Here is a 26478-nt window from a genome sequence, read left to right as displayed (position 1 = left end):
CCCGGGCGTGCCCCGGGTACCTTCGCTGTCCTGCCTAGGATGGGGTGGTGAAAGAACAGGTACTTCCAACGCACGACGGCGGCCGGCTGGCTTTGTACAGCTACGGCACCGAGGATGCGCCGGGAGAACGCCGTGTGCTGCTGATCGGCGGGGCCTTCCTGACTGCCCTGATCTACCGGCCGTTTTCCGTGGCGCTGGCAAAGGGCCTGGGCGAAGGCTGGGCCGTGGACGTCTACGACCGCCGGGGCCGCGGCAGCTCGTCCGGGCAGCCGGCCGACTACTCCATGGCAACCGAGATCGCAGACGTGCGCACCGTCCTGGACGCCACAGGTGCACGGAACATCCTGGGCCACAGCCTGGGCGGGTCCGTGGCCCTGAACGCCGTCCAGGAGTTCACCGGGACCGCCTACGTGCCGGACAAGCTCGCGGTATACGACGCCGCCGTGAACATTGACGGCAGCATCGACACCTCCTGGCTGTCCGGATTCGAGGACGCCGTCAACAACGGCCGGGTGGGGCACGCCCTGGCCCACATGAAGCGTGCCACGAGCCCGGGTTCGCCGATGGCGCGGATCCCTGAGCCGGTCCTTGCCGGACTCATGGCCCTGCTGTCCCGGACCAAGGTCAACAGGATGTTCCGCGAGGTCATGCCCAGCGGCGTCGGCGAGCTGCGTGCCGCGTACAAGGAGGCGGACCACGCCAGGGACTTCAGCGTGCTGCCCGCCAACACCCACTTCATGGCCGGCGGCAAGAGCCCCAGCTACTACAAGGCCACGGCGGAGCGGCTGCACGGCGCCGTTCCCGGCAGCACGTTCGAGCTCTCCCCCAAGGGTTTCCACGGCTCCATCCCCGCAGCCGTGAATGAACTGGTGGCGGACATCTCGGAGTACTTTAAGGGCTAGTCACGGCCACGGCTGAATCCGGCCAGGGCCGCATCCCCCAGGTTCTGCCAGACGCTCCTGGGGTGGCGCTCCCCGCTGCGGTCTGCCAGCCAGTCACCCCAGGATGTGATGTCCTCCCCGCCGGCGGCGGCCACCGCATCGCACGCGAAGCCGACGGCGGATGACCCGTCCGCGAGTTCGATGGATCCGAGCAGCATGGGTTCGGGCAGGGAAGCCAGGAACGCGCCGAGTCCCGCCGGGGACACCAGCCACCGTTCACCCACCAGCTCCGCGCCGCCGCGGTCCGAGCGGTATACCCCCGGCTTGGGCGGCACGGTGTCGAGGGACACCATGCGGTAGCGCTCCGCTGTCCGCACCAGGCCGTCCCAGGCGGCGCCCAGTTCCTCGAGCTGGGGCGCCAGCGGCTGCCCCTTGCGGTGCGCGCCCACCACAACGAGCGGCACAGCGTCAGCGCCTGCGGCCAGCGGCCAGGGAGCGGACGACGGCGGGTGGGCGGCTTTGTCCGCCGCTGCCGGTGCCGCGCCGCCGGCAAAGAGCGCCGGAACGTCCGGGGTAGATTCGAGCCGGCGCGCAATATCGGCGGCGACGGCGTCGTCGAAGGTCCGGCCCACCACGGTCAGGCCGAACTGGGCACCCTCCACTTCCCCGGCGGGCACCGCCACCGCGCACAGGTCGAACAGGTTGCAGAAGTTGGTGTAGGTCCCCATCAGTGAGTTCACTCCCACCGGGTCCGCGGCCACCTCGGCAAGGGTGGGGTGGAACGGGGCGGTGGGGATCAGCAGCGCATCAAACCCTTCCAGCTGCGCCATCGCCGTGTCCTTCAGGGCCTCCAGCCTGGCCGTATCAGACACGTACCGGTGGGCAGGCACCCTGCCCGCTGCCCGGATGATTCCCTCCACCGTGGGGTCGAGGCCCGCCCGGGTGCCGGCGCCGCCGTCGGCCTTTTCAATGAATTCGCCGACGGCGGCGTAGCGTTCGGCCACCAGGCCGCCGTCGTACAGCAGCCGGGCAGCGTCGAGGAAGGCGTCGAAGTCGATGGCTTCCGCTTCCACGCCCAGCTCCTGCAGGCGACCGATGTTCCGGTGGAACTCCGCAGCCCAGGATTCAGGCAGCGCCGGCAGGGTTGCCGGGTACGCTACCCGCGGCTTCTCCGGTGCGGCCAAGCGGATGCCGGCCGGCCAGGCCCGCGATCCCCCGGCCATGACGCCCATGGCAAGCTCTGCGGTGGAAAGGTGGCGGGCAAAGATGGTGACGGCGTCCCAGGACCGGCAGGCCGGCACCACGCCAGCCGTGGACACGACGTCCAGCGTGGGTTTGATGCCCACGATTCCCTGCAGCCCGGCGGGCACGCGGCCCGAGCCGGCGGTGTCCGTGCCGATGGCGATGTCCACCAGGCCCAGTGCCACGGCAACCGCGGAGCCGGAGCTGGAGCCCCCGGAGATGAAGTCCGGGCGGCGGGAATCGCGGACCGCGCCGTGCGGGCTCCGCGTGCCCACCAGGCCGGTGGCGAACTGGTCAAGGTTCGTGGCGCCCAGCACCAGGGCTCCGGCGGCACGGAGTCGGGCCACGGCTTCGGCGTCCTGTTCCGGCGTGTACGCAAAGCCGGGGCACGCCGCCGTGGTGGGGATGCCTGCCACGTCAACGTTGTTCTTGACCGCGAGCAGGAGCCCGGCGAGGGGCAGGTCCGCACCCCCGGCAACGGCGGTGTCGATGGCAGCGGCTTCGCTGAGCAGCTCATCCGCCCCGCGGAGGGTGATCCAGATTTCCGGCCGGTCCACCGCATCCACTGCGGCGAGTGCGGCCCGGACCCGTGCGGCGGCCTTACCTGAGGTTGTGCCGGTCATACTGCTGCCTCTTCCAGTTCGGGGGCTTCCACGTCCTGTTTTTCCGCGTCCAAGGCGCCGAGCACCACCACGGCCTCCCCCGCGACTACCTGCGAACCCGCGGCCGGAAGGACCCGGAGCACCACGCCGTCGCAGGGTGCTTCGAGTACGGTTTCCATCTTCATCGCTTCGAGGGACACCAGCGGCTGGCCCTGCACCACCCGGTCCCCGGCCTTCACGTCGACCTTCCAGACGCTCGCCGCGAACGGTGCGGCCACCAGGGATCCGCCGTCCGGGACCGCCACGTCGTCCACAACCGGCGACACGACGGCGGCAAGAGCCTCCGCGCGGTCGAACTCGCCGGCGTCTGCCCAGGCCTGCCGTTCAACCGCGAACGCCGCACCCTGCTTTTCCCGGAAGGCGGTGATCGATTCGCGGTTTTCCTCGAGGAACACCTCGTGCTCGGCCAGCGAGAAGGTGCCGTCCTCGATCCCGACGCCGCGGCCCCTCCCGGCGGCCATGTCCGCCCGCAGGTCCAGGAGTTCCTCCGGGCTGACCGGGTACCAGGAGATGCGGTCGAAGAAGCGCAGCAGCCACGGCGAACCCGGCTCGAAGGGGGCGGAGTCCGCGTAGCGCGACCAGACCTGCGTGGTGCGGCCAACGAACTGGTAGCCGCCCGGGCCCTCCATGCCGTAAATGCACATGTACGCGCCGCCGATGCCCACCGCGTTCTCGGGTGTCCAGGTGCGGGCGGGGTTGTACTTGGTGGTGACCAGCCGGTGGCGCGGATCCAGCGGGGTTGCGACGGGGGCGCCAAGGTACACGTCACCCAGCCCGAGGACCAGGTATTCGGCGTTGAAGACGGTGTCGAACACGTCGTTGACCGAATCCAGGCCGTTGATCCGGCGGATGAACTCGATGTTCCAGGGGCACCATGGGGCGTCGTCCCGGACGCCGGCCATGTAGCGTTCAATCGCTTCCCGGGTGGCGGGGTCGTCCCAGGACAGCGGCAGGCGGACGGTGCGGCTCGGAACCACGAGCTCCGAGCTCGCCGGCAGGGCTGCCTCGATCTCCCGGACGAGTCCCAGCAGTTTCTTCGTGGCGAGGACCGACGGGTCCACCTTGATCTGAAGGGAGCGGATTCCCGGGGTCAGGTCCACGATCCCGGGCACGCGGAGCTGCTCAATGTGCTGGTGCAGGGCGTGCACCCTGGCACGGAGGCCGAGGTCCAGGACCATCTCCCCGTATTCCACCAGCAGGTTGTCGTCACCGGAACGTCGGTAGGTGACCGCAGGCCTTCCGGGGCCTTCCGGCACCCGGCCCAGCACGCCGTCGTCGCCGTCACCGCCTACCGTACGTTTTGGACGGCCGGCAGCCGGTGCAGCCGCTGGAAGGCTTGGCGGGAAAGTGCCGGACCACCCGGCGTCGCCGGGCAGGACCAGCTGGCGGCCCGGGCCAAGGTCACTGGCCGACGGCGCCTGGCTGACGCTGACGGGAACAAACCTGATTTTGTCGCCGGGCCGCAGCTGGCCCAGTTTCCAGCGCTCGGCCGTCACCACGGTGACCGGGCAGACGAAGCCGCCGAGGCTGGGACCGTCCGGTCCGAGCAGGATGGGCGTGTCACCGGTGAAGTCCAGCGCGCCAACCGAATAGGCGGTGTCGTGGATGTTGGACGGGTGCAGTCCAGCCTCGCCGCCGTCGGTGCGGGCCCAGCGCGGCTTGGGGCCGATGAGCCGCACACCGGTGCGGGCGGAGTTGAAGTGGACCTCGTACTCGGACGCGTAGAGCTCGTCGATATCCTCGCGCCGGAAGAACTCGGGGGCACCGTGCGGCCCCTCCGTCACGGCCAGCTCCCAGGTTGAGGCCAGGGCGGGCCGGCTGTCCACGGGGACTGCCGCCGCCGCAAGGTTGCCGCTGCTGCCAACGGCAGGCGCTGCTGCGCGGAGGACGTCGCCGGCGCGCAGGACCCGCCCCGCGTGCCCGCCGAACTGGCCCAGGGTGAAGGTGGAGGCGCTGCCCAGGTACTGCGGGATGTCCAGGCCGCCCTGGAACAGGATGTATCCCCTGAGCCCGGCGCCGGAGGCCGTGCCGGCGTCGAGCGTTCCGCCCGCCGGGACGGTTACTGGAGTCCACGCGGGCACCTCTTGTCCGTCCACGGTGACGGTCACCTCGGCACCGGTGACGCAGACCGTGGTGGGGTGCGTGAAGGTCAGGGAGGGGCCGGTCATGGTGAATTCCAGGCCGGGCGCTCCTTCGGGGTTGCCCAGCGCGGTGTTTCCGAGCCTGAAGGACAGGTCATCCATGGGGCCGCTCGGCGGCACGCCGATCTGCCACAGGCCGGTGCGTCCGGGCCAGTCCTGGACGCTGGTCTGCAGGCCCGGCCTGCCCACGGTGATGCGGGGTTCGGGGTCGCCCACGTTGTCCAGCGTGCTGGTGGAGTGCTGCACCGCGCGGACCACGTCCAGGCCGGTGGCCGCGCGGAGCATTCCGAGGTTGGTCTCGATCCCGTCGATCCGGGTGCCGGCGAGCGCGGCGGCCAGCCGGTCGAAGGCCTCGGTCCGGTCCCGGCCGGACGTGATGACCTTGCCCAGGAGGGGATCGTAGTTGGTGGAAACCTCGGTGCCGGTTTCGGCCCAGGCGTCCACGCGGACATCCCCGGAGGGGTAGGCGGCGTTGGTTACGGTGCCGGCGCTGGGCTGGAAACCGCGGGCCGGATCCTCGGCGTAAACGCGCGCCTCAACGGCATGTCCGGACACGGGCAGGCTGTCCGGCCGGTCCGCCAGGACCGCTTCCGCTTCACTGCCGCCCTGGGCCAGGCGGAGCATCCATTCCACCAGGTCCACGCCGGTGACCGCCTCGGTGACGGGGTGCTCCACCTGGAGGCGGGCGTTGACCTCAAGGAAGGACGCCTCGCGGCGGGCGGAGTCGTAGACGAACTCGACGGTACCGGCGGAACGGTAGTTAAGGGAGGCACACAGTGCGCGGGAGCTGCGGTGCAGTTCTTCACGCAGTCCGTCCGGCAGGTCCGGCGCGGGTGCCTCCTCAAGGACCTTCTGGTGGCGGCGCTGGAGTGAGCAGTCCCGGTCACCCAGGCTGACCACCCGGCCGGCGCCGTCGCCAAAGACCTGCACCTCGATGTGCCGGGCGTTTTCGACGTACCGCTCAGCGAACACACCGGCGGTGCCGAAGCTCGCCCCGGCCAGGCGGGCCACGCGCGGGAAGCTTTCCGCGAGTTCGGCCTCGTCGCGGCACACCGTCATGCCGATGCCCCCGCCGCCGCCGGTGGCCTTGAGCATCAGCGGGAAACCGATGGCGGCGCCGGCGGCAACAGCCTGGTCCACGTCCGCCAGCAGGCCGGATCCGGCAATCATGGGCACCCCCGCGGCTTTGGCGGCATCGCGCGCGGTGTGCTTGGTGCCGAAGATGCGCAGCTGTTCAGCGGTGGGTCCCACAAACACCAGGCCGGCGGCCTCAACGGCTTCGGCGAACGCGGCGTCCTCGGAGAGGAAGCCGTAGCCGGGGTGGATGGCGCCGGCCCCGGTAGACCGGGCCGCGTCCAGCAGGGCGTCCACGCGAAGGTAGGACTCCTTCGCCGGGGCCGGCCCCAGGAGCACGGCTTCGTCGGCCAGCCGGACGTGCTTTGCTCCCCTGTCCGCCTCGGAGAAGACGGCGACGGTCCGCAGCCCCAGCTTCCGGGCGGATTCGATGATGCGGCAGGCGATTTCGCCGCGGTTGGCCACCAGGAGGGTGTCGAAACGGTTCTGGGTCATGGACGTATTCACAGTGCAGCCTCCGGCCGGGTGACGATCATGCGGACAGGGGTGGGGTTGAAGCCGTTGCACGGGTTGTTGATCTGCGGGCAGTTGGACACCAGGACCAGGGTGTCCACCTCTGCCCGGAGTGCCACGCGCTTCCCGGGAGCGGAAAGGCCGTCCACAATGCCCAGGGCGCCGTCCGGGTCCACGGGCACGTTCATGAACCAGTTGATGTTGGACACCAGGTCCCGTTTCCCGAGGCCCCAGCGTGAGCCCTCGATCAGGAAGTTCTCCACGCAGGCGTGCTGTTCCCGGGTGTGCTGGCCGTAGCGGAGGGTGTTGGACTCCTGCGAGCAGGCGCCGCCGATGGTGTCGTGCACACCCACCTCGTCGGCCACCACGGTCATGAGCGGCGCGCCGGTCTCAGCCCGCAGGACCGACCCCGTGGTGAGGACGATCGACTGCTGCCGGGCGATGGTGACGGCTGCCGAGTAGCGCACGGTGGTGTCCCGGGCGGCGTACAGCAGGCAGTCCACTGCCTGGTTGCCTTCCAGGTCAACGATGGTCAGCACGTCTCCGGCGGCCACGACGGCGGACCAGGGGCCGCGTGCCTCGACGTATCCGTCAAGGACAACGGCTCCGGCGGCGAGGGCTGCTTCACGGGCGTCGGCGGCGTAGGTGGCGGTGTTCATCGGGCATTCCTCGCGGTCAGGTCGTGTTCGGTGTTCTGCAGTGCCTGCAGGTGTTCAGGGGGCAGCGCGCCGGTGAGGGTGCCCGCCGCAAGGGCCGCGAGGTCCTGCGGTGCGTGCCAGGCGGCGATGTCCACTGCCGTGCCGGTGAAGTCCGGGCGGGGGTCCAGCGGGTGCGCGGTGTTGGCCAGCACCAGGACTGCGTCCATCTGGAGCAGGAGTTCGACGGCGGCTCCCGGGCTGGCACTTCCGGTGAAGGTGATGCTGCCGGCAGGGTCCACGCTGATGCCCTTGAAGAAGGACAACGACGGCGCCACGTCGGCGGGCCCCAGCCCGCTCTTGAGTGCGCCCAGGGTGAGCAGTTCGCGGGCTGCGGGTGATGTGCTGTGGGCGGTTCCGGCCCCGTACCGGGCCGTGTTTCCTTCCAGGGTGGTGGCGCCGGTCAGGGCGTCGTGCCGGGAGGAGGTATCAGCCACGATGGTGGCCATGAGGCGCCCGGCGTCGGAGAGCAGCGGGTGGCCCGTGCCGGGGTACGCCTGCCAGGGGACCTTGACGGTGTCAGCCACGTTGAGGCGCTCGTGAAGGGCTCCCGCGCGGTAGAGGAGGGTGTGGACGCAGGCGTCACCGGAGGTATCGGTGAGCCGGATCCTTGTTCCGCGGGCCAGGTTCAGCGTGGTGTAGCGGCCAAAGGCCAGGGATTCCGCCCAGGAGAGCTTCGCCGCTGCGCCTTCCGGCAGTCCTTCCGTCAGGCGTGCCGGGGCTGTGGAGGCGGGCACGAAGCGCATGGTTTCGGCGGTCCTGCCGTGCTGCTCCCTGGCGTGGGCGCGGGCGCCTGCGGTGGTGGCGGTCCCCGTTGCCGGGCTTTCGGTAACTTGTGTCATGTCGGTCCTGTGCTGGTTCTGAAGCGTGCTGATTCTGAAGTGTGCTGGTTCTGAAATGTGCTGGTCCTGGAAGGGCTCAGGCGCTGGCCGCGAGGTTCCGGCGCCGCACCCAGATGCCCAGGAGCAGGACCACCGTGACCATCAGCGGTGCCGAGTAGAGGAGGAGCCCGTTTTCACCGGAGGGGTCGTAGACCTCGGGCCGCGGCCAGGCGAGGTTGACCACCATCACGGCCCCGTAGAGGACGGCGAGGATGTTGACGGGGAGTCCCCAGCGGCCCAGGGAGAAGAGGCCGGCGGGCAGGGTCTGCCCCACCCGGTTCCAGTCGCCGCGAAGGCGGTTGATGAGCTGCGGCACGGTGACCAGGAGGTAGGCCAGGTAGACCATCACGATGCAGACGCTGCAGAGGGTGGTGAACAGTGCCGCGTTGCCCACGTTGATGGCCAAGACGCCCACGGCCAGGGCGCCGATGATGATCGACGGCCACATGGGGGTGCCCCGGGTGGGGTGGACCGTGGACAGCAGGGCGGACGCGGGGAGCTTGCCGTCCCGAGCCATGGAGAACACCAGGCGCGAGCCGGCGGTCTGGATGGCGAGGGTGCACACGAAGATGGCGATGGCGACATCCACCAGCAGGACCTTGCCCCAGAAGGTGCCCAGGACTGCGGTGAGGACGTAGGGCAGGCCCTCGGTGGCGAGCCGGCCGTCGTCGAGGCTCGGCGCTGCCATCAGGGCCGTGATGATCATGAGCGCCCCGCCGATGCCCGAGATGAGCAGGGCGGAAAGGATGGTGCGCGGGGCGGTGCGGCGGGGGTCCTTGGTTTCTTCCGAGAGCTCCCCGGCGGAGTTGAAGCCCACCATCACGTAGGCGGCCATCAGGCCCGAGACCAGGAAGGCTCCCACCGCGCCGAGGTCGGATGTCTGGAGCACGGTGGTGTCCGCCACCACGTCCGGTCCGCGCTGGGCTGCGCTGATGAGGGCAAGGATCACGGCCACGACGCCCACGATCTCGCAGGTCACGCCGACCGAGTTCACGTGGGCCATGAGCCTGACGCCGAGCGAGTTGATGATGGTGGTGGCCACCAGGAGGACGGCTCCGAGGATCACTGCGTTGGCGGCTCCCGAGACGGTATTCAAGGCAGGATCGCCGCCCACCACCTGGAAGCCGTCCCACAGCTGGGGCAGCACCACCTGGAGGGCGATGGCTGCGGCTGCGGCGGTGACAACCTGGGCGATGGCCATGAACCAGCCTGCGAACCAGCCCACGCCTTCCCCGCCGACCCGGCGCGCCCACTGGTACACCGCTCCTGACAGCGGGTAGCGGGCGGCGAGCTCCGCGAAGTTCAGGGCCACGAGCAGCTGGCCCACCAGGACCACCGGCCACGTCCAGAAGAAGGCAGGACCGGCAAAGGAGTAACCAAACGCGAACAGCTGGAAGATGGTGGTCAGGATGGACACGAAGGAAAAGCCGGCCGCGAAGGAGGCGTAGCGGCCGAGTTTGCGGTGGAGGGTGGGCTGGTAGCCCAGGGACGTCAGGTCCGCATCGTCCTCATGGACGGTGGGAAGAACGGTTGAGGTCATCAGATTCTCCGGGGGGCTGGGATGCGTGGCGGGGGCCGCCGGTGCTGCAGCACTCGGCCGAAAGCTGCGGAATACCGGTCACTTGATAGTTTTCCAGCGGGATGTCCCCGGGGAGTTTCCCCCCTGTAAAAGGCGGATAGACATCTTGTTTCGGCAGTATTTCCGTTCCCTCACCGCTGATGCGGGCGCGGTAGGCCGCTCCGCATCGGCGGTGGGGCAATGCAAGAATGATGGGTGACTTCAGCCGGACCGGGACGACCTCGCAGCCAACAACCCTCCAGGCCAGGGGCCACGGCACGGGACGAAATCCTCGATGCAGCCGCCGAGCTGTTCACCACGCAGGGGTTCGCCACCACGTCCACGCGGTCCATTGCGGAGGCGGTAGGGATCAGGCAGTCATCCCTCTACCACCACTTCAAGACCAAGGACGACATCCTCGAGCACCTGCTGGAGGGCACCGTCCTGGCAGGGCTGGAGTTTGCGCGTGCGGTGGCTGCCCTGCCGCCGGCGGAGGGGGAGGCAGCCGGCCGGCTTCACGCCGTCGCGCTTTACGACGGAACGCAACTGTGCAGCGCCCGCTGGAACCTCGGAATCCTCTACCACCTGCCCGAGGCACGCAGCGGCCGCTTTGCCAGGTTCCTGGCAGACCGGCAGGAACTGCGCAATCTGTACCGGGAGCTGGGCGCGGACCTGCCTCCTGCCGGCACGGCCGCCACGTGGCAGTCCAGCCCGGGAGATTTGGCGTTCCGCCTGGTGGAATCGCTGATCAACCTGCGCGCGGACGGCATGGCAAACCCCGAGTCGCCGCTCCAGGCGGCGGACGCAGGACTCATCCTGTGCGGCCTGGCCGCTGAACTGCCTGCCATCCGGGAGCAGGGCGCGGCGCTCATCGAACGCCTCGGCTGACCGCCGCCGCGGGCCGCAGCCACTGTTTTCCTGGAGCGCAGCGTCCATGGTGCCTGCAATCAGGTTGCTCAGCTAGGCTCGGAACATGACGCGTGAGAACATCAGGACCCCCGACGGCGGCACGCTCGAGCTCTTCTCCACGGGTGCCGAACTCGCTTCCGCCGGTTCGGGCGTTGTTATTGTGCCGCCCTCCATGGTGACCGCTGCGGATTACACCAAGTTCGCGCAAAAGCTCAGCGCGGCCCTGGGCCGTCCGGTGCACACGTTCAACAGGCGGGGCCGCGGCTCGTCGTCGCCCCAGCCCGAGGATTACACGCTGGACGTGGACATCCGCGACCTGCATACCGTCATGAAACACACGTCCAGCACGGACGTGTTCGGCCACAGCTTCGGCGGCGCCGTTGCGCTGCACGCGGCCCGGACGCTGCCCGTTGAGCGGCTGGCCGTGTACGATCCCGCCGTCTCCGTAAACCACAGCGTGAAGGCGGACTGGACGGCCGAATACGAGCGCGCCGCCGCTGCCGGCGACGATGACCGCGCCCTGGCCGTGCTGCAGCGCGGGCTTGAAGCCGGCGGCGCATTTTCGTCCCGGATGCCACTCTCCATGCTGACCCTCGCCAACAAGCTGACCGCCGGCACCTCAGAAGGCAAGCAGCAGCGGGAAATGATGCGCACCGGGGTCCGCGAGATCAAGGCAATCATCGCCGCGGACATGCCGGCCGAACCGTTCCTGGCGCTGCCGCTGGAGACCCTGATTGTGGTGGGCGAGAAGAGCCCGGCGTACTTCGGGATTGCCTGCGGCCAGATCCACGATGTCCTCTCGGGCTCCAGCTACACCATCCTCCCCGGCTACGGCCACGACGGCGTGATCAAGGCCCCGGACAAGCTGATCAAGGAGCTCGCTGACTTCTACGCCGGCTGACCCCAACTGGGTAGCAGCAGATGTCGTTTTGACGGCTCATTCCGACATCTGCTGCTACCCAGTTGGGCTAGTGGGCGGCGTGGGCCGGGCCGGCGCCTGGGGTCTTGCGCATCATCGCGGAGAGGACGACGGCGGCAAGGGAGATCACGGTTGCCGTCAGGAAGGCGGCGCTCATCCCCGCGACGAGTCCCGACGCCGCGGACACCACGGCAAAGATGGACACCAGCAGCGCGGTGCCGGCGGCGCCGGCCACCTGCTGGGTGGTGCTCATGATGGCCGAGCCGTGGGAGTACAGGTGCGGCGGAAGCGGGTTCAGGCCGGTGGTGAACGCCGGGGTGAACAGCAGCGCCAGGCCGAAACTCAGCCCCACGTGCAGGGTGACGATCCACGCCACGGCCGTGCCGGCGTCGAGCATTGAAAACTGCCAGAGGGACAGGACCATCAGGACGGACCCGGAGACGGTGAGCGGCAGCGGCCCCACCTTGTCGAACAGCCGGCCGATGACCGGACCCAGCAGGCCCATGGCCAGGCCGCCCGGGAGCAGCGCGAGGCCGGTTTCGAGGGAGCCCAGGCCGCGGACCTCCTGCAGGTAGAGCGGGAGCAGGATGACACCGCCGAACAGCGCCATCATGGCCACCACCATCAGCAGCACGGAGACCGTGAACATCCTGAAGTTGAAGGCGCGCAGGTCCAGCAGCGGAGCTTCGGCCTTCTGCAGCCCCACCTGCCGGAGGACGAAGACCGCGAGGCTTGCCACGCCGACCACCAGGGCCGCGATGGCCGTGGTTCCGGGGCCGGCCTGGCCGCCGTGTCCGCCGCCGATCTGGCTGAGGCCATAGACCAGTCCGCCGAAGGCCGGGACGGTGAGGATGACCGAAAGGAAGTCGAGCCTGGTCTTCTCAGCCTGGCCGATATTGGTCAGGTACTTGGCGCCGATTGCCAGTGCCGCGAGGGCGACCGGGAGGACGAACACGAACATGAAGCGCCAGGTGAAGTGCTCGAGGATCAGCCCGGAGACGGTGGGTCCCATGGCGGGTGCGACGGAGATGGCGATGCTGACGTTGCCCATCACGGCGCCGCGCCTGGCCAGCGGGACCAGGGTGAGGATGGTGGTCATCAGGAGCGGCAGCATGATCGCGGTGCCGCCCGCCTGGATGATGCGGGCCAGCAGGAGCAGCTCAAACCCGGGCGCCACGGCGGCAAGGGCCGTTCCACCGGCGAAAAGGCCCATGGCGAGCATAAAGACGGCCCGGGTGGACAGGCTCTGCAGGATGAATCCGGTGGTGGGGATGACCACGGCCATGGTGAGCATGAAGCCGGTGGACAGCCACTGGACCGTGGGCGCGTCCACCTGCAGGTCCACCATGAGCCGCTGCAGGGCGACGTTCATGATGGTCTCGTTGAGGATCACCACGAAGGTCGCCACCAGCAGCGTGCTGATGATCGTCACCGACTCGCGGGACATCTTCTCCGGCGCGGCGGGTGTGGTTCCTTCGGTGTGGACGGACTGGCCGCTGGCGTTCGGAGAGACTTCGGTAGACATGGGTGTTCCCTCAGGGAGTGCGATGAGTGGTTGCGCGGAACGTGGCCGCTGCAGATGCCAACACTCTACCGGTTGGACTAATTCCCCGGCACCGGAACTTTTCCCAAACCCTGGGGGAACACCTGGGGGCGGTGCTGCCGGACAGCCTGCCCGGCGCGTCCGCTACGCCGTCTGGCCTGCGTGCCGGCCTTCCGAGATTTCCTCCACCAGCTTCCTGTTGAAGGCAGGGAGGTCGTCCGGGGTGCGGCTGGTCACCAGTCCCTGGTCCACCACCACTTCTTCGTCAGTCCAGTTGGCGCCCGCATTCTTCAGGTCGGTCTGCAGGGTGTGGTAGGAGGTGACGTTCCTTCCTGCCAGCACACCGGCTTCGATGAGGAGCCATGGTCCGTGGCAGATGGAGGCCACGGGCTTGTGCTGCTCGAAGAAGCTCCGGGTGAAGCCTTGGGCGTCCTTGTCCACGCGAAGGTGGTCCGCATTGACCACGCCGCCGGGAAGGACCAGGGCGTCGTAGTCCGAGGCGTCCGCCTCTGCGACGGTGAGGTCGACGTCGAAGGTGTCGCCTTTTTCCGTCCCGTTATAACCCTGCAGCTTGCCGCTCTTGGGTGCCACCAGGGTGGGCTGGCCGCCGGCGTCCTTCACTGCCTGCCAGGGACTGGTGAGCTCAACCTGCTCCACGCCGTCCGTCAGCAGGAATGCGACCTTCTTGCCTGCGATGCTGTGTTCTGACATTTTTTCCTCCTGGCTAAGCGGGGGCCGGCACCTGGTCAAAGGCGCCGGCTCCCGCTCGAAAGTTTGCTTGCCGGACAGCTTCCAGCCTAGGAAGAAGAAAAGTCATAAGCAAGCTGACTATTCCGGGTGCCCTCCCCTACTTGACGGAGCCGGCCGTCAGCCCGCCCACAATGAACTTCTGCAGGTAGAGGAACAGGATGAGCACGGGAAGCGCGATCATCACCGAGCCGGCAGCGAAGACGCCAAGGTTGTTGCTGCGGTCCCCGGCGATGATGCCGAACATGCCCACCGCCAGCGTCTTGACGCCGTTGTCCGTCAGGAAGATGCTCGCCAGGATGTACTCGCCGATGACGGCCACGAATGCCAGGAGCCCGGTCACGGCCAGCACCGGCCTGATCAGCGGGAGGATCACGCTGGTGAACGTCCGGAAATGTCCCGCCCCGTCAATCCGGGCGGCCTCGTCCAGCTCGTGCGGAATGGAATCGAAGAACCCCTTGATCAGCCAGACCTGGCCCAGCGCCCCGCCCATCAGGACCAGCGCATAGCCTGCCAGGGTGTTCAGTCCGATGGCCGGAACCAGCTCGCCGAATTTCGCGATCATCAGGAAGAGTGCCACGACGGCCAGGAACTGCGGGAACATCTGGACCAGGAGCAGCGCCAGCAGCCCGCCGCGCCGCCCGTAGAAGCGGAAGCGGGAGAAGGCGTAGGCCGCAAGCGTGCTCAGCAGGACCTGGGCCACGGAAACCGCAGTGCACAGGACCAGGGTGTTCAGGTACCAGGTTCCAAACGGGCCCTTGGAACCGCCCAGCAGGGTCTCGAAGTTGACCAGGCTGAAGGTGGTGGGAATCAGTTCCGTTGTGGCCACGCTTCCGAGCGGATTGAACGCCGCGGAAATGATGTAAAGGACAGGGAAACCTGCGAAAGCGACGCCGGCCAGGCCCACCATGTGCCGCCAGCCCACTTCCCGCCACCACCGCTTGCCGCGGGGCAGCTCGAGCCCGTCCTTGCGGACCAGCATGTTCGTCCGCCGCGCCGGTGCGCCTTCTTCTGCCGGAGCTTCCGTCAGCAGGTTGGTCATCGCACATCCTCCAAGGCTTTGGTGTAGCGGAACTGGATGCCTGCAAGCACTGCCGTGACAATGAACAGGACTACGGAAATTGCCGACGCGAATCCGAACTCGGCGCCTGCCCCGCCGAACGCGATGCGGTAGGCGCCGCTGATCAGGATGTCCGTGGCGCCGATCTGCCCGCCGCTGGCCGGGAAGGGACCGCCGCCGGTGACCAGCTGGATGACGTTGAAGTTGTTGAAGTTGAACGCGAACGAGGACACCAGAAGCGGTGCCACGGCCACCAGCAGCAGCGGGAACTGGACCTTGGTGAAGGTGGTCCAGGAGCTGGCGCCGTCGATTTTGGCGGCCTCCGCGATGTCCTGCGGCAGCGCCTGCAGCGCGCCGGTGGCAATCAGGAACATGTAGGGGAAGCCCACCCAGAGGTTGGTCAGCAGCACGGCGACCTTGGCAAGGAACGGGTCGCCCAGCCAGTCGATCTTGGCTCCGCCGAGCATTGAGTTGATGAGCCCGAAGTCCTTGTTGTAGAAGCTTTGCCAGACAATGAAGGAGATGAACACCGGGATGGCGTAGGGAACGATGATGACGGCCCGGTAAAACTTGAGTCCGCGGATGCGGGGGTCGTTAAGGGCGGTGGCGAGCAGGAGCCCGACGACGAAGGTGGTGGCCACCGAGCCAACGGCGAAGACGAGCGTCCACACGAAGGAGCCGAGCAGGGCCTCACGGACCTGGGGGTCGGTGAAGAGCCGGACGTAGTTGGCGAAGCCGACATTCCGTTCCCAGCTCTGGTCGAACCCCTTGCTGCCGTTCGCGTCCGCGAAGTACTCCCGGTCGCCGAACTGCTGGACCGTGAAGACCTTCCCGGACACAGAATCGGTGATGCTGTCCGTCCCGGCGTCGTAGGTCAGTGTCTGGACGCCTTCGAAGGCGCGGTTGATGCCCTGGGCGCGGATCGCGCCCTTGTCCGTGGGGACCGTCAGTCCGCTGATCTTCGGCCCTGCGGCGTTGACTTCCTTGCCCGTGAGGATCTGGTAGCCGCCGGCACCGCGGACGTAGCCGCCGTCGACCGTCACGTCCTCCCCGGCCAGCGGGCGCAGGCCCTGCTCGTCGCCGGCGAAGATGCCGTTGGCCGGCGCCTCCACCAGGAAGAACGTGAAGGGCCCGTCCGCAACGGACCCCGTGGTACCTACTGTCAGGTTGAAGGTCCTGGACTCCGGAAGCTGGGTCACGGAGTTCCGGACAATGGTGGAAACCGCGTCCTCCTTGGATCCGCGGGTTCCGTCGCCTGAGTTGGTGAAGGACAGCTGCACGGTGGAAAGAATCGGCAGGAGGACAAAGACGGTGAGGAGCAGGGTGCCCGGCAGCAGGTACTTCAGCGGCACCAGGCGCTTGGTGGAATAGACGGCCAGGAGCCCGGCCGCGCCGGCCCACAGTCCGATGAGCAGGGCCCATTCGCCGCCGGCAAGCAGCAGCGGCGTCAGGGATACGGCGGCGCCGAGCACGGCCCCCAGCCCAAGGATCTTGGCCAGCAGGGCGGGGACCGACGCGGTGGAGCCCAGCGAAAGTCCGGGCCCCACCGCCTTCCCCGAGGAGTTCTTGGTTCGGGTGGTCATCGGCTTGTTACTTCAGTGCACCGGCGATTGTCTGGCCGGCCTGCTCCATGGTGGCCGCGGGGTCCGCGCCGCCGGCGATGGCCGCCTCCGCCTGGCCCAGCGGGGCCCACACGGCAGCCATCTGGGGCAGCGAAGGCATGGGGATGCCTGCAGCAGCGGCATCGGCGGCGATCTTGGTGTCAGGATCGGTCTGTGCCACCTCTTCCACCAGGGATGCGATCGCCGGCGGGATGCGGACTGCCTCGTACAGCGCGCGCTGGGTTTCCTTCTGCGATGCGGCGGTCTGGACGAAGGTTTCGGCGAAGGACTTGTTCTTGCCCTTGGACGCGACGTAGAACGACTGCACGCCGGTGAAGGGCTGTGCGGGCTCCATGCCCGCGAAGCCCGGAACGGCGCTCAGGCCGTAGTCAATCCCGGCTTTCTTCACGTCGCCGAGCGCCCATGGGCCGTTCACCATGAAGGCGGTCTTGCCCTGGTTGAACAAGGCGATGGAGTTGTCGGCACTGACGGACGTGCTGAGGACCTTGGAGCCCTTCTCGCCGAGCTCGGCGATCTTCCCGGCAGCCGCGATGGAGCCTTCCTTGCCAACACCGAGGTCTGCGGTGTCGAAGCTGCCGTCGGCCTTCTTGCCGAAGAGGTAGCCTCCTGCGGACGAGTAGAGGGGCTGCATGAAGTAGGCGTCTCCCTTGGGGCCCACCTGCAGGTTCAGCGCCCGCTCGGCGGTCCCGGCGGCCACTGCCGCGTTGCCGGCCGCCAGCAGGTCTTCAAAGGAAGCGGGCGCCTCGGGGGCAAGGGCCTTGTTGCGGATGAGGACCAGGGATTCAACGGAAGCGGGCATGCCGTAGGTCTGGCCGTTGTAGGTCACGGCGTCCGTGGCCACGGGCAGGAGGTCGGCCTTCTGCTCGGCGGTGATCTGGACGGGATCGATGGCGCCGTTCTGGACCAGGTTCCCGATCCAGTCGTGGGCACCCATGACAATGTCCGGGCCGTTGCCTGAGGCGTTGGCCGTGACGAAGTTGGTCTGCAGTTCGGTGGCAACGGTCTGGACTTCCACCGTGATGCCGTTCTCTTCGCCGAACTTGTCGGCGATGGGCTGCAGTGCCTGGACCACGGGGCCGTTGGCCCAGATGACGAGGTCGGCGTCCCCGCGTGCGGGTGCCTCGCCGGAGGCTGCTTCTCCGGTTTGGGGGGCAGCTGCCGCACTTTCGGAGGCAGCGCCTGATGCGCCGCCTGCCGGGGCCTGTCCGCCGGAGCAGCCTGAGGCGAGAAGCATCAGGGAGACGGCGGCCGCCGTCGTGAGTGAAAGCCTGGCCTTGCGGGCCAAGGGCTTGGTAAGAGCTGTGCGCACCGATGCGCCTCCTTCATGAAATTGGGCAACTGCCCGGTGTAAGAAATGCCCGCCTTGGGAGATATCGGCTGTCAGGTGCCAACCCCGGCGGTGAGACAAGTCACAACTGTAAGCGATTCCATTGCGAACGTCCACACGATCAGAGAATTAACGATTCCCGTGTAAATACTGGATGGAAGCCGTTCCATTTTCTGGGCAAATGCCGCTAGCATAACCGGATGACCAACACACTCACCCTCGATGAGTCCGACGTATCCGCTCTCCGGCTGGTGCCGGTCCACCCCGCCGACCACGGCACGGAATGGTGGCGGTCCTCGGTGATTTACCAGATCTATCCCCGCTCGTTCCGGGACCTCAACGGTGACGGCCAGGGCGACCTGCCCGGCATCACGGCCGAGCTGCACCAGCTGGCGGCGCTGGACGTCGACGCTGTCTGGCTCTCACCCTTCTACGTTTCGCCGCAGCGGGACGGCGGGTACGACGTCGCCGATTACTGCGACGTCGATCCCGTGTTCGGCACCCTGGCCGACTTCGACGCGCTGGTGGCCCGGGCAGACTCACTGGGCATCCGGGTGATCATCGACCTCGTACCGAACCACTGCTCCTCGGACCACGCCCTGTTCCAGGCTGCACTCCAGGCAGGGCCCGGAAGCCCCGAACGGGACATGTTCATCTTCCGGGACGGCCGCGGGGAATCCGGGGAACTGCCGCCCAACAACTGGCAGTCGCACTTCGGCGGCCCTGCCTGGACCCGCATCACCGAGCCCTCCGGCGAGCCCGGCCAGTGGTACGTGCACCTTTTCGATTCCTCCCAGCCCGACTTCAACTGGGACAACCCGGCCGTGCACGCCGAGTTCGAACGCGTCCTGCGCTTCTGGCTCCAGCGTGGCGTTGCAGGCTTCCGCGTGGACGTGGCCCACGCCCTGGTCAAGGCCGCAGGCCTGCCGGACTGGCATGGCCGGCCCGACGGCATCAGCACCGACGACTTCCCAGGCAACCTGGCGCCAATGTTCGGGCAGCCCGAAATCCATGACATCTACCGCAGGTGGCGCGAGGTCCTGGCCGAGTTCGACGGCGACCGCATCCTTTGTGCCGAGGCCAGCATCGATCCACTGTCCCGGCTGACCAACTGGGTCCTGCCGGACCAGATGCACCAGGCGTTCAACTTCGCGTACCTGGGCACCCCGTGGGACGCTGCCCGGCTGCGTGCGGTGATCGAAAGCTCGCTGCGGATGTTTGATTCGGTCGGGGCACCCACCACCTGGGTTCTTTCAAACCACGACGTCGTCCGGCACGCAACGCGCTTCGGCATCGTGGAGCCCGCGGCCCGCCCCGGCGACGGCCTGGGTGCCGAGGATGTCCAGCCCGACGCGGAGCTTGGCCTGCAACGGGCCGCCGCGGCCTCGATGCTGATGCTCGCGCTGCCGGGCGGCGTGTACCTGTACCAGGGCGAAGAACTGGGACTGCCCGATCACACCACGATGGACCACACGTTCCGCCAGGACCCGTCATTCAAGCGCACCGCGGGAGAACGCATCGGCCGCGACGGGTGCCGGGTGCCCCTGCCCTGGGAGGCGGCAGCACCGGCTTTCGGTTTCAACAGCACCGGGGAGTCCTGGCTGCCACAGCCGGAGGAGTGGGCAGCGCTGTCACGGGACGTGCAGGACCGGGACGGGTCCTCTGTCCTGTCCCTGTACCGCCGGGCGCTGGGGCTCCGCCGCGCCATGAAGCTCGGAGCCGGCTCCCTGGACTGGCTCGAAGGGTCCTCCGCCCCGGACTGCGTGACGTTCGTGAACAACGGCGTCCTGGTGATGATGAACATGGGGGACGCGCCGGTAGACCTGCCCGGCCTGGAGATCCTGCTCAGCACGGACGGGGACGCAGCCGCCCAGCGTAAACTGGGTCCTGCGCAGTGCATCTGGCTGCGCATGGGGCCAAGCGGAACATCAGAGGGTCAGTGGCAGGAATCAGGGATGTAGCCCGTTTGGCGGGTGTTTCGCAGGCGACGGCGTCGCGGGCTCTGAGCGGCAAGGGCAGTGTGTCCGCCCGGGCCCGGGAGGCCGTGACCGCCGCCGCCAGCGAACTCGGCTTCGTCATGTCCTACCACGCCTCCAGCCTGGCGAGCGGGCGCAGCCACAACATCGGGGTGGTCCTTCCCTTCGTCAACAGGTGGTATTTCGCCACGCTGCTCGAGGGCGCCAATTCCGCGCTGATGGATGCCGGCTACGACCTCACCCTGTACGACTTCCAGGGCGACCGGTACCGGGAATCGGTGCTGGGGGACTTCCTCCTGCGCAAGCGGCTCGACGGCGTCCTGGCAGTCTCGCTCCAGCTCAACGCGCACGAGACCGAACAGATCCTCGCGGCCGGGATTCCGGTGGTCGGTGTGGGCGGCCCGCTGCCCGGGATCCCCACCCTCCGGATTGACGATGTGGAGGTGGGCCGGCGCGCCACCAACCACCTGATCAGCCTCGGGCATTCACGGGTGGCGCACCTCGGCGGCGAGCACGAATACGGCAGGAACTTCGAGATCTCCAGCGGCCGCCGTGCCGGCTACGAGGACGCAATGGCGGAGGCGGGCCTGCCCCTGCGCGCCGCCTGGTCCCTTATTTCCGGCTACTCGGCGAACGAGGCGTACAGGGAGACAAAGCACCTGCTCGCGGACGCTGCCGAGCGGCCTACTGCCATCTTCTGCGCCTCCGACGAAATGGCCATCGGCGCAATGCTGGCGGCCCGCGACCTTGGGCTGCGGATCCCCGAGGAGCTGTCCGTCATCGGGGTGGACGGCCACGAAATGGGCGAAATCCTGGGACTGACCACCATCGACCAGTTTCCGCGGAACCAGGGCACGCGGGCTGTGGAGCGCCTGCTGACGCTGGTGCAAGGGGACGGCGACGCAGTGGAACCAGCGGATGAGCTGATGGAGACCCGCCTGGTGGTCCGGTCCAGCACCTCCGCACCCCGCATCCCCGCCGGGCAGCCCGGCTCCTAAGAGCGGTTGGCCTTCGAACAACGGTTGGGTGACAGCAGCGTGCAGTCAGCCGCTGTGGTGCCCGATCAGCCAGACCGCCATCTGCCGGGCACGTTCGGCGGCCAGCATGTCACCCTCCACGGCCTGGATGACGGAACCCTTCATCAGGATCAGCAGCGAGCGGGCAAACTCTTCGGGGCGCACCAGCCCTGCCTCTTCCGCCACGGCCTGGACATGGCCGCGGATCTTTGCCAGGTAATCGATGCTGGCCTGCCCCAGCGGATGGGCCGGCCCCATCTCCAGCATGACCCTCACAAACGAACAGGCCTCGAAATCCTCGCGCAGGAACCACTCCCCGAACACGTCGAAGATGGCCAGCAGCTGCTCCTGGGGAGTGCTGCCCCGGCGGCGGGCCTCGGAAAGAATTCCGTTCATGGTCCACTGTTTGTCCCGCTGCTCCAGGAAGGCGAACACCAGGGAATCCTTGGACGGAAAATGCCGGTAGAAAGTGGCTTTGGCAACCCCGGACCGCTCAATGAGCTCGTTGACGCCCACGTCCCGCACGCCGCGGGTGGAGAACAGCTCGTAGGCAACGGCCATGATCCTGTCCACCGAATGGGCAGGACCGGATTCCGCCACCGCGGCAGCTTCGGGAAACGCCGGGACTTTAGCCTCTGGATTCATCGCAAAGTCAGTCTACTCCGGGGGAAGACAGACCGGTCTTCCCACCTGTAATGTTTCCCATAGCGCAGTGCTTCGACGCCGCGGAGGCCCCCACGCAGGCCGCCCCGGACAGGTGCAAGGAGGCCCCGATGTCAGCAGAGCGGATGTTCCAGAGCGTTCCCTCGGACCCTGATCCCTGGATGGCCGATGACACCCCGTCCGAGATCCGGCAGTTCGCCATTGAGTCCCTCCGATGGCAGGCCCAGGAAATTATTGATGAGGTTCTCTGCAGCCGCGAACCCGGCGAGGAGCTGGCCAGGGCCCGGCTGCGCCGCTGCGTCGCCAGGCACCCCGGCAGGCCGGAACGCGCATTGCTCGAACAGCTGATGACCAACCGCGAAGATCCGTGCATGTAGCAGCCCCGGCGTCAGGAACTCAGCGGTGCGTTGTCGATCAGCCGCACCGGCCCAACCCTGGCGGCGATGAGCGCAAGCGCGTCACCGCTGAACGGCGTCTCCCGGCAGTTCTCCGCGAGCGGCTCCAGGGTCTCCGGGTCCACCACGTCGAAGTAGTCCAGCGCCACCAGCGGCTGGGACTCCACCAGGGCCCGGGCTGAGTCAAGGTCCAGCGGTTCGCGGGCGACTGCCCGTTCCTCCAGCAGCCGGAGTGCCCGCGACAGCACCAGGGCGGCCTCCCGCTCTTCCTCCGAAAGGAAGCGGTTGCGGCTGGACAGCGCCAGCCCGTCGACCGCGCGCACCGTGGGTACCCCCACGATCTCCACCGGGAAATTGAGGTCGGCCACCATGCGCCGGACCAGGGCCAGTTGCTGCGCGTCCTTCTGGCCGAAGTAGGCCCGGTAGGCAGGCAGGCTTCCCGGTGCGGCAGCGCCGGCAGGCAGCCCCGCGGCGGGCAGGCCGTAGTGGAGGAGCTTGGCCACCACCGTCAGGGCACCGTCAAAGTGGCCCGGCCGGGAGGCGCCCTCCCATTTTTCGCCCAACCGGCCCGAGGTGATGCGCACCAGCGGTTCCCCGCCGGGGTAGACCTCCTCAACCGACGGCGCGAAAACCAGGTTCACGCCCTGCTCCTCCAGCAGTGCAAGGTCGGCGTCCAGCGTGCGCGGGTAGCGGTCCAGGTCCACGGCGTCGCCGAACTGCAGCGGGTTGACGAAGATGGTGGCCACCACAACGTCGTTCTGTTCGACGGCGGCGAGCGCCAGGGCGGCATGGCCCTCGTGGAGCGCACCCATGGTGGGCACGAGCCCCTGGGATCTGCCCTGCCCGGAGCCCAGCAGCCGGGCACCTTCGGTTCTAAGGCCGGCCACCGTGGTGGCAAGTTTGATGGGCATTGTCAGTCCTCCTCAGGATCGAGGGCCTGGCGCAGCCCCTCCAGCTGGTCCGGCTTCAGCAGCCCGCGCCCCTCTGCCCGCAGGGCGGTGGCGCGTGCCATGGCAAGGTAGGCGGCCAGCACATCGCCATGCCCGCCGCCGTCGAACTCCCGCAGCGCCTCCGCGTGCGCCGCGACGGTGCCAACGTCGCCGCGCGCCACCGGACCGGTCAGGGCGGACTCCCCTGACGCCAGGGCATTCTCCAGCGTGGCCCGCAGGAGCGGGCCCAGCATGCGTTCCGGCAGCTCCACTCCCACCGAGCGCAGCAGCTCTGAGGACTGCGCAACGAGGGTGACCAGGTGGTTGGAGCCGTGCGCCAGGGCTGCGTGGTAGAGCGTGCGGTCCGCCTCGGCAATGGCCACCGGCTCGGCGCCCATTTCCACCACCAGCGCCTGGGCGATGGGAAGCATGGCGGCGTCGGCCGTGACGCCGAAGGTGCAGTCCAGCAGCCGGGTGAGGTCCAGGCTCATCCCCGTGAACGTCATGGCGGGGTGCAGCGCCAGCGGGACGGCTCCGGCTGCCCGGACCGGGTGCAGGACGCCCACGCCAAACCGGCCGGAGGTATGCGCAACCAGCTGGCCCGGCTGCCATGCGCCCAGCTTCGCGAGCCCGTCCACCAGGCCCGGGAGGGCGTCGTCGGGGACGGCCAGCAGGACCAGTTCCGCCCGCTCAACGATCTCCTGCACTTCCAGGACGGGCACGCCGGGGAGCAGCGTTTCTGCGCGCTCACGGCTCGCCTCGGACACCGCCGAAACGCCGACGACGGCATGTTCCGCGGCGCGCAGGGCGGCGCCAAGGACCGCCCCCACTTTGCCCGCGCCGATGATTCCGACGCCGAGGCGTCCCGGCTTAGCCATGCTGACCGCCTTCCTGTTGCTGTGGAGCTGGGGTTTCCAGGGTGGACAAGTTTTCCAGGGGGGTTGGGCTTTCCAGGGGCCCGGCCACTGGTCCGGTGCCGGCCGCCGGGGCATCGGGCACCACCTGCCGGAGCCATTGTTCGGTGGTTTGCCGTTTCCTGGCCAGCCGGGCGCGCGCAGACTGTTCGTCGAACAACGACAGGGCCACCTCCGCAGCGGCTTGGGCCAGCCGCGGCACCACGGGTCCGGGGGTGGTGTGGAGCACCAGGTCGGCGACGCGGAACCGGCGTGCCAGCGGGCCCTGGTGCAGGGCGATGGACTGCGTGCGCTGGTGCGGAACCACCACAAGCTGGCGCCACCAGCGCCCCGAGCGCAGCAGCAGGGCGGTGTTCGTGGCCGCGAACCCGTTCCGCCGCCAGCCCAGCGGCGCGAGCCAGCGGGCCCTCCGCGGCGTGGTGACGAATCCGCCGTCGGAATCCAGTCCGTTCAGCCCGGCGCCGAAGACGACGGCGGGCTGCGGCGTTCCAGGGTCCGGCAGCACCAGGGCGAGCATGGCCATCACATCCGCCAGCGTGCCGACGGGCAGGAGGGTGGTCCGGGCGGACCCTTCTCCGGCGTTCTCCACCACACCGTAGCCTGCCACGTTGACCTGCATCCGGTACCAGCCCAGCGGACGCCACAGCGGCGGCTGCGTGACCTTCAGGGCCTGGATGCGCCCTGGCGGCAGGGTCTGCGCCTGGGTGTCCAGCAGGCCGTAGCGGAGCCGGATGCCGTCCGGGGAGATCGCGGCGGTGAAGTTGTAGCCCTTGTTGAATAGTCCCCAGTAGCTGGCTGCCAGGCCAAGGCCCGCAGGGATGAGGTAGAGGTAGAACGCCTGGCTGTCCGTAGCGGCTGCGAGCACCACGGAAGCTAGGCCGCCCGCCACCACGAAGAAGCTCTGCTCGCTGAGCAGCAGGGAACCCACAAGGCGCTGCGGCAGCACGGACAGGACCTGGTATTCGGGCGCCTCGGGTAGGGGCTGCTCCGGGTGGGCGGGGTCAACGGCCACGCCGGCGGCACGGGCCAGGATGGTGGCGCGGAGCTGCCGGGCGTCGTCGATCTTCAGGTAGGCCAGGCGCACCGCCGACTCTCCGGCGTCGGCCACCTCGAACTTGAGTTCGGCGAGGCCGAAGATCCGGGCCAGCAGGGGCTGCACGATGTCGATGGCCTGGACCCGGTCCAGCCTCGCCTGGCGCTGCTGCCGGAAAAGGAACCCGGTATTGACCCTGACGTAGCCGCCGGACACCTGGTACTTCGTGAAGTACCAGGTGAGGAGGAAGCCCAGGACCGAGACCAGCAGCACCGCTCCGCCGCCGGCCAGCAGCCAGGAAGCCCGGCCGGCGAGCTCTTCCTCAAAGACCGGCCCGCCCTGCAGCGAGCGTTCGAAGACGTCACGGCCGAAGAAGAAAGCTATGGCTGCCAGGGCCACCCAGCCGCGGATGAAGGGCGACGCCGGGTGCACGCGCAGCCATTCGCCGTCGGTCGGCCCGGGTGGCTGCGCTGTGGCCGGGTGCGCGGTGGCCGGGTGCGCGGTGGCCGGGTGCGCTGCAGCCTGGGTGCCGCCTGCGTCAGGGAGGGGCGCGGCGGGCCCGGGACGCGGTTCCTCCGCAGTCACAGCCCTGCCAGCCTGGCTTCGCCCCGCGCCGCCAGCTGCTCGCGCAGCCGTGCACCTTCTGCGGCGGGCAGGCCCGGGATCTGGGCGTTGGTGCCGGGTGAGGCGGTGTGGAGCTTGAGCGTGCACAGGCCCAGTCCGCGCTCCACCGGGCCCACGCCGATGTCCACATACTGCATGCGCCCGTAGGGGACGGCCATGGTGCGCTGGAAGAAGATGCCGGTCCTGATCAGGAGGTCGTCATCGCGTTCGGCATAACCGATGGCACGGACCTGCCGCGGGATGAGCGCCAGCCGCCAAAGGGCTGCCACCAAAGCCACCGCGGGCACTGTGGCTGCCAGCCACAGCGGCGGCCAGGCCCACACGCCTGCGAGGACAAGCACCAGCGGAAGGGACAACACCAGCACGGTTGCCAGGTTGGCCAAGGCCCACTGCACCATCCTGACGGTGACGTACTTCGGGGACACGCGCTGCCAGGTGATGCCGGGAGGGTCAATCGCCTCGGTATGCATACTCGCCTTCCCCGGCGGCTTCACCGTGCACGGTGCGGCCGGGTTTACCTTCGATGCCCTTGGTGTCGCCGTCCTCCGGCGGGATCTTGCAGAACCGCTCCACGAGCAGGCCCACCACGATCATCACCAGTCCCCCGCCGGCCATGGCGAGTGCCAGCCAGGTGATGCCCTGGTTGCTGCGCAGGCTCCAGATGCGGAGCTGGTCCAGGAAGATGCCCACGTGCCAGCCCAGCAGCACGGTGCCGGCGTAGGCGCACGCCTGGGCCAGGACCAGGGTCCGCGCGGCGAGGAGCGGGTCAAGAACGGGCCGTTTCCTGGTTCCGTTTTTTGTGCCCGTCCCGGCACCGGTGCCGTTGAGGCTGTTGCGCCACTTCAGCACCCGGATGCCCAGGATCAGGGTGATGGCCACGATCACGCCCATGGTGGCCAGGGCAGTGGCCGGGAGGACGGGGGTGGACATGCTGAACCGGCTGGTCACCACCGTGGCGGACCAGCCGGCCACGGCCAGGATGAAGCCGATCAGCAGGAGGCGCAGCGGATTGATGGGTTTCATCGTTCTTCCACCGCCCCGGCCGTGGGTACGCCGTCGAAGTCACCGAAGCCGTCAAAGGGTGCGAGGTCGCCAAAATCGTCAGCCCGGGCGGCCAGGGCGCTGATCCGCTCCCCGTCGAGGGTGGCAGCCGG

At 68.5% G+C, this 26478-nt stretch carries 22 protein-coding genes and 1 pseudogene; 6 read left to right on the top strand and 17 right to left on the bottom strand.

Annotated elements, in window-relative coordinates; translation table 11 throughout:
- The first annotated feature begins 47 nt into the window (after window positions 1-47).
- Window positions 48-902, top strand: coding sequence for an alpha/beta fold hydrolase (locus tag HTS88_RS11055; protein WP_174178289.1), 855 nt, complete (start codon window positions 48-50; stop codon window positions 900-902).
- Here the strand turns inward: HTS88_RS11055 and atzF are convergent.
- The 5 genes from atzF to HTS88_RS11030 all read right to left on the bottom strand — a co-directional run bounded on the left by atzF (window position 899) and on the right by HTS88_RS11030 (window position 9629).
- Complete coding sequence (gene atzF, locus HTS88_RS11050) at window positions 899-2746, bottom strand: allophanate hydrolase (protein ID WP_174178287.1); 1848 nt, start codon at window positions 2744-2746, stop codon at window positions 899-901. The genes HTS88_RS11055 and atzF overlap by 4 nt on opposite strands.
- Window positions 2743-6495: an urea carboxylase gene (gene uca / locus HTS88_RS11045; protein WP_174178285.1), complete on the bottom strand. Its 3753-nt coding sequence runs from the start codon at window positions 6493-6495 to the stop codon at window positions 2743-2745. The genes atzF and uca overlap by 4 nt, the downstream gene beginning before the upstream one ends.
- An 8-nt stretch (window positions 6496-6503) precedes the next feature.
- Entirely contained in the window at window positions 6504-7172 is a 669-nt protein-coding gene (locus tag HTS88_RS11040) for an urea amidolyase associated protein UAAP2 (RefSeq protein WP_174178283.1), read from the bottom strand.
- Window positions 7169-8050: an urea amidolyase associated protein UAAP1 gene (locus HTS88_RS11035; protein ID WP_174178281.1), complete on the bottom strand. Its 882-nt coding sequence runs from the start codon at window positions 8048-8050 to the stop codon at window positions 7169-7171. The genes HTS88_RS11040 and HTS88_RS11035 overlap by 4 nt, the downstream gene beginning before the upstream one ends.
- 76 nt (window positions 8051-8126) lie before the next feature.
- Window positions 8127-9629 (bottom strand): amino acid permease, encoded by a 1503-nt coding sequence (locus tag HTS88_RS11030; RefSeq protein ID WP_174178280.1) that lies wholly within the window; start codon window positions 9627-9629, stop codon window positions 8127-8129.
- A gap of 234 nt (window positions 9630-9863) precedes the next feature.
- Here HTS88_RS11030 and HTS88_RS11025 point away from each other — a divergent pair, with 234 nt between their 5' ends.
- Both HTS88_RS11025 and HTS88_RS11020 read left to right on the top strand, forming a co-directional pair.
- Complete coding sequence (locus HTS88_RS11025) at window positions 9864-10535, top strand: TetR family transcriptional regulator (RefSeq protein WP_174178278.1); 672 nt, start codon at window positions 9864-9866, stop codon at window positions 10533-10535.
- 85 nt (window positions 10536-10620) lie between these two features.
- Window positions 10621-11457 carry an alpha/beta fold hydrolase gene (locus HTS88_RS11020; protein WP_104185690.1) on the top strand — a complete coding sequence of 279 codons (837 nt, stop codon included), beginning with the start codon at window positions 10621-10623 and terminating at the stop codon, window positions 11455-11457.
- A 67-nt stretch (window positions 11458-11524) separates the two neighbouring features.
- Here HTS88_RS11020 and HTS88_RS11015 read toward each other — a convergent pair whose 3' ends face one another.
- From HTS88_RS11015 to HTS88_RS10995, 5 genes are all read right to left on the bottom strand, one after another.
- Window positions 11525-13000, bottom strand: coding sequence for a DHA2 family efflux MFS transporter permease subunit (locus HTS88_RS11015; RefSeq protein ID WP_174178276.1), 1476 nt, complete (start codon window positions 12998-13000; stop codon window positions 11525-11527).
- Window positions 13001-13162: 162 nt separating this feature from the next.
- A complete protein-coding gene (locus HTS88_RS11010) occupies window positions 13163-13729 on the bottom strand; it encodes a type 1 glutamine amidotransferase domain-containing protein (protein WP_174178273.1) in 567 nt (188 codons plus the stop codon).
- 136 nt (window positions 13730-13865) lie between these two features.
- Window positions 13866-14807 carry a sugar ABC transporter permease gene (locus HTS88_RS11005; RefSeq protein WP_229675269.1) on the bottom strand — a complete coding sequence of 314 codons (942 nt, stop codon included), beginning with the start codon at window positions 14805-14807 and terminating at the stop codon, window positions 13866-13868.
- Window positions 14804-16408, bottom strand: coding sequence for an ABC transporter permease subunit (locus tag HTS88_RS11000; RefSeq protein WP_174178271.1), 1605 nt, complete (start codon window positions 16406-16408; stop codon window positions 14804-14806). The genes HTS88_RS11005 and HTS88_RS11000 overlap by 4 nt, the downstream gene beginning before the upstream one ends.
- Window positions 16409-16415: 7 nt before the next feature.
- A complete protein-coding gene (locus tag HTS88_RS10995; protein ID WP_174178269.1) occupies window positions 16416-17756 on the bottom strand; it encodes a sugar ABC transporter substrate-binding protein in 1341 nt (446 codons plus the stop codon).
- A gap of 218 nt (window positions 17757-17974) precedes the next feature.
- Between HTS88_RS10995 and HTS88_RS10990 the strand changes: the two genes are divergently transcribed.
- Both HTS88_RS10990 and HTS88_RS10985 read left to right on the top strand, forming a co-directional pair.
- Window positions 17975-19735, top strand: coding sequence for a glycoside hydrolase family 13 protein (locus tag HTS88_RS10990; protein ID WP_174178267.1), 1761 nt, complete (start codon window positions 17975-17977; stop codon window positions 19733-19735).
- Window positions 19714-20748: a substrate-binding domain-containing protein gene (locus tag HTS88_RS10985; RefSeq protein WP_174178265.1), complete on the top strand. Its 1035-nt coding sequence runs from the start codon at window positions 19714-19716 to the stop codon at window positions 20746-20748. Before HTS88_RS10990 ends, HTS88_RS10985 begins: the two co-directional genes overlap by 22 nt.
- Window positions 20749-20793: 45 nt before the next feature.
- Here the strand turns inward: HTS88_RS10985 and HTS88_RS10980 are convergent, their stop codons facing one another.
- The gene (locus HTS88_RS10980; RefSeq protein WP_174178263.1) at window positions 20794-21411 is read right to left on the bottom strand and encodes a TetR/AcrR family transcriptional regulator; all 618 of its coding nucleotides are present in this window, start codon (window positions 21409-21411) and stop codon (window positions 20794-20796) included.
- A 128-nt stretch (window positions 21412-21539) separates the two neighbouring features.
- Between HTS88_RS10980 and HTS88_RS10975 the strand changes: the two genes are divergently transcribed.
- Window positions 21540-21806: a hypothetical protein gene (locus tag HTS88_RS10975; protein WP_174178261.1), complete on the top strand. Its 267-nt coding sequence runs from the start codon at window positions 21540-21542 to the stop codon at window positions 21804-21806.
- 11 nt (window positions 21807-21817) lie between these two features.
- Here HTS88_RS10975 and panC read toward each other — a convergent pair whose 3' ends face one another.
- From panC to HTS88_RS22175, 6 genes and pseudogenes are all read right to left on the bottom strand, one after another.
- The gene (gene panC / locus HTS88_RS10970) at window positions 21818-22735 is read right to left on the bottom strand and encodes a pantoate--beta-alanine ligase (RefSeq protein WP_174178259.1); all 918 of its coding nucleotides are present in this window, start codon (window positions 22733-22735) and stop codon (window positions 21818-21820) included.
- 2 nt (window positions 22736-22737) lie between these two features.
- On the bottom strand, window positions 22738-23631 hold the full coding sequence (locus tag HTS88_RS10965; RefSeq protein WP_174178257.1) for a Rossmann-like and DUF2520 domain-containing protein: 894 nt from the start codon (window positions 23629-23631) through the stop codon (window positions 22738-22740).
- A complete protein-coding gene (locus HTS88_RS10960) occupies window positions 23624-25285 on the bottom strand; it encodes a PH domain-containing protein (RefSeq protein WP_174178255.1) in 1662 nt (553 codons plus the stop codon). The genes HTS88_RS10965 and HTS88_RS10960 overlap by 8 nt, the downstream gene beginning before the upstream one ends.
- Window positions 25282-25794, bottom strand: a complete 513-nt coding sequence (locus tag HTS88_RS10955; RefSeq protein WP_174178253.1) for a PH domain-containing protein — start codon at window positions 25792-25794, stop codon at window positions 25282-25284. The genes HTS88_RS10960 and HTS88_RS10955 overlap by 4 nt, the downstream gene beginning before the upstream one ends.
- A complete protein-coding gene (locus HTS88_RS10950; protein ID WP_174178251.1) occupies window positions 25775-26347 on the bottom strand; it encodes a DUF3180 domain-containing protein in 573 nt (190 codons plus the stop codon). Before HTS88_RS10950 ends, HTS88_RS10955 begins: the two co-directional genes overlap by 20 nt.
- Window positions 26344-26478: pseudogene (locus HTS88_RS22175) on the bottom strand (2-amino-4-hydroxy-6-hydroxymethyldihydropteridine diphosphokinase); the annotation flags it as partial. The pseudogene HTS88_RS22175 and the gene HTS88_RS10950, both read right to left, overlap by 4 nt.

The sequence above is a fragment of the Pseudarthrobacter oxydans genome (assembly GCF_013314975.1).
Lineage (GTDB): Bacteria > Actinomycetota > Actinomycetes > Actinomycetales > Micrococcaceae > Arthrobacter > Arthrobacter oxydans.
Note: the sequence above shows the minus strand (reverse complement) of the source record. Positions and strands in the feature narration are given on the sequence as shown.

Bases quoted from the DNA above. Each gene is read 5' to 3' on its own strand.
- atzF (WP_174178287.1), bottom strand. From the start codon at position 2,746: ATGACCGGCACAACCTCAGGTAAGGCCGCCGCACGGGTCCGGGCCGCA.
- uca (WP_174178285.1), bottom strand. From the start codon at position 6,495: ATGACCCAGAACCGTTTCGACACCCTCCTGGTGGCCAACCGCGGCGAA.
- HTS88_RS11040 (WP_174178283.1), bottom strand. From the start codon at position 7,172: ATGAACACCGCCACCTACGCCGCCGACGCCCGTGAAGCAGCCCTCGCC.
- HTS88_RS11035 (WP_174178281.1), bottom strand. From the start codon at position 8,050: ATGACACAAGTTACCGAAAGCCCGGCAACGGGGACCGCCACCACCGCA.
- HTS88_RS11030 (WP_174178280.1), bottom strand. From the start codon at position 9,629: ATGACCTCAACCGTTCTTCCCACCGTCCATGAGGACGATGCGGACCTG.
- HTS88_RS11020 (WP_104185690.1), top strand. From the start codon at position 10,621: ATGACGCGTGAGAACATCAGGACCCCCGACGGCGGCACGCTCGAGCTC.
- HTS88_RS11015 (WP_174178276.1), bottom strand. From the start codon at position 13,000: ATGTCTACCGAAGTCTCTCCGAACGCCAGCGGCCAGTCCGTCCACACC.
- HTS88_RS11010 (WP_174178273.1), bottom strand. From the start codon at position 13,729: ATGTCAGAACACAGCATCGCAGGCAAGAAGGTCGCATTCCTGCTGACG.
- HTS88_RS11005 (WP_229675269.1), bottom strand. From the start codon at position 14,807: ATGACCAACCTGCTGACGGAAGCTCCGGCAGAAGAAGGCGCACCGGCG.
- HTS88_RS11000 (WP_174178271.1), bottom strand. From the start codon at position 16,408: ATGACCACCCGAACCAAGAACTCCTCGGGGAAGGCGGTGGGGCCCGGA.
- HTS88_RS10990 (WP_174178267.1), top strand. From the start codon at position 17,975: ATGACCAACACACTCACCCTCGATGAGTCCGACGTATCCGCTCTCCGG.
- HTS88_RS10980 (WP_174178263.1), bottom strand. From the start codon at position 21,411: ATGAATCCAGAGGCTAAAGTCCCGGCGTTTCCCGAAGCTGCCGCGGTG.
- HTS88_RS10975 (WP_174178261.1), top strand. From the start codon at position 21,540: ATGTCAGCAGAGCGGATGTTCCAGAGCGTTCCCTCGGACCCTGATCCC.
- panC (WP_174178259.1), bottom strand. From the start codon at position 22,735: ATGCCCATCAAACTTGCCACCACGGTGGCCGGCCTTAGAACCGAAGGT.
- HTS88_RS10965 (WP_174178257.1), bottom strand. From the start codon at position 23,631: ATGGCTAAGCCGGGACGCCTCGGCGTCGGAATCATCGGCGCGGGCAAA.
- HTS88_RS10955 (WP_174178253.1), bottom strand. From the start codon at position 25,794: ATGCATACCGAGGCGATTGACCCTCCCGGCATCACCTGGCAGCGCGTG.
- HTS88_RS10950 (WP_174178251.1), bottom strand. From the start codon at position 26,347: ATGAAACCCATCAATCCGCTGCGCCTCCTGCTGATCGGCTTCATCCTG.